Annotated in this window: 1 pseudogene; it reads left to right on the top strand. The window is 47.7% G+C overall.

What is annotated here, in order from left to right:
* Positions 1–52 precede the first annotated feature (52 nt).
* Positions 53–726: pseudogene (locus NXS07_RS20530) on the top strand (IS5 family transposase); the annotation flags it as partial.

The raw sequence follows: 726 nt of genomic DNA, 5'->3' as shown, positions 1-726 counted from the left end.
AATTTCGTGCAATAATAATGCCCCACCATTCCATCATAAGAGTTGATTAACCATGAGTACACCTGCACACCGCCGCCACGATATTTCAGATCGCGTCTGGAGCCTGCTTGAACCTCATTTGCCAGGACGTCAAGGTGCTTGGGGGCGTGTAGCTGAAGATAATCGGCGTTTTATCAATGGGGTGTTTTGGATTTTACGGACGGGTGCGCCTTGGCGAGACCTACATACTGATTATGGTGACTGGAAAAATACCCACCGTCGTTTTTGTCGCTGGAGAGATAAAGGGATATGGGAAAAACTGCTCGAACAATGGGTTAATGACCCCGATTTCGAGTGGTTAATGATTGATGCCAGCCATATTAAGGTTCATCCCGATGCGGCAGGCGCTAAAGGGGGTAATCAGGATATGGGGCTCACAAAAGGGGGCTCAATACCAAGATACATTTGGCCGTGGATGCGCATGGTATGCCGGTCAGAATTATTATTACAAGCGGTACCACAGCAGATTGTTCACAAGCTGAGACCTTAATTAAAGGACTCGATGCAGAGCATCTATTGGCGGACAGGGGCTATGATAGCAACGCAATAGTAGAAAAAGCAGAACAACAAGGCATGCAAGTCCAGATCCCTAGCCGGAAAAATCGGAAGGCCGCCAGAGAATATGATCGTGAGCTCTATCGGCTTCGCCATTTGGTTGAAAATACTTTCCTTCATCTTAAGCGCTGG

Source organism: Xenorhabdus bovienii, assembly GCF_024721015.1.
Taxonomy (GTDB): Bacteria; Pseudomonadota; Gammaproteobacteria; order Enterobacterales; family Enterobacteriaceae; genus Xenorhabdus; species Xenorhabdus bovienii.
Note: the sequence above shows the minus strand (reverse complement) of the source record. Positions and strands in the feature narration are given on the sequence as shown.